The following is a 1,038-nucleotide window of genomic DNA, read 5'->3' as shown; positions in this document are numbered from 1 at the left end:
CATATTTGAGTGCTTTCTCCAACATTTCTTTGCTTTCAGATATCTCCACTTGGAACGGACGACTCATAACTTTTCCTTTCCCCTTACACTTATGCTAATTTAGCGCACCTTCATTCAGAATTGGTATAAGAGGACTTATTGTACAACTTGAGGCTTTTGAGATTCGTCATGAATTATTTGATATGACAAGCTCTGGTGCTGTAATTATGTTTCTTCCTCCTGATGCCAAGCCGAAAGATCCTTTTATCCCAATTCCTATAACCAGAGAACAACTAATAACTGGATATTATGGAGAAAATATCTTAAGTATACGGAAACTGGATAACTGATTGAGCATGACTAAGCTAACACGCGGCTGCACATAGAATGTAAGTTGTCTGCGGTTGTTAAACCACCAGCCACTATAGAAATCACATGGTCTATGTGAAGCGTAGCTGCTTGCCCTAATTGTGATAAACCGCAATACTTACAAAAATTTGTCAGGCTATACTGAAAATAGTCTTTAGCCTTTAGAGAATGATGTCTCAAGAACTCGAAGCCGTATTTGATGGGACAGCCCTTCAATTGGAAGCGCCCTTAAACCTAGCCGCAGGTACGAGGGTACGAATTATCGTTGAAAGTGTTTTATCCGATGAAGTAAAACCACCTAAAACATTTCTTAAAACTGCTCAGTCTTTAAAAATACAGGGCGATCCAGATTGGTCAGAAAAAATTGATCGATACTTGTATGGGGAAACTCTTTGTGACAGTGAATGAATTTTTTTTAGATACTTCTTTTGCGATCGCATTATCTTCTGTCACCGATCAAAATCATGTACAAGGTGTTAAGCTTGCCAATCAAATTGAGACTAACGGAACCCGTTTGGTGACTACTCAGGCGATCTTGCTAGAAATAGGTAATGCGCTTTCTAATACCAAATTGCGTTCAAATATAGTAGAGTAGTGAACAACAAAGTTTGTCCTCAAACAACGAGTTAGGCAGGTGGATATGGGTCAAGTTACTCAAGCTTTTCCCCATTTAGAGCTAGAGGCAGTAAA

The 1,038-nt window shown here is 39.0% G+C and carries 3 protein-coding genes; 2 read left to right on the top strand and 1 reads right to left on the bottom strand.

What is annotated here, in order from left to right; all coding sequences use genetic code 11:
• Positions 1 to 339: 339 nt before the first annotated feature.
• The gene (locus tag AC2VE5_RS28685) at positions 340 to 528 is read right to left on the bottom strand and encodes an HNH endonuclease (RefSeq protein ID WP_486890905.1); all 189 of its coding nucleotides are present in this window, start codon (positions 526 to 528) and stop codon (positions 340 to 342) included.
• Here AC2VE5_RS28685 and AC2VE5_RS28680 point away from each other — a divergent pair.
• Positions 520 to 756 carry a hypothetical protein gene (locus tag AC2VE5_RS28680; RefSeq protein WP_486890904.1) on the top strand — a complete coding sequence of 79 codons (237 nt, stop codon included), beginning with the start codon at positions 520 to 522 and terminating at the stop codon, positions 754 to 756. The genes AC2VE5_RS28685 and AC2VE5_RS28680 overlap by 9 nt on opposite strands.
• Entirely contained in the window at positions 749 to 943 is a 195-nt protein-coding gene (locus AC2VE5_RS28675) for a hypothetical protein (RefSeq protein WP_486890903.1), read from the top strand. The genes AC2VE5_RS28680 and AC2VE5_RS28675 overlap by 8 nt, the downstream gene beginning before the upstream one ends.
• Positions 944 to 1,038: the final 95 nt, after the last annotated feature.

It is taken from the genome of Aliterella sp. E5.1 (assembly GCF_057473825.1).
Note: the sequence above shows the minus strand (reverse complement) of the source record. Positions and strands in the feature narration are given on the sequence as shown.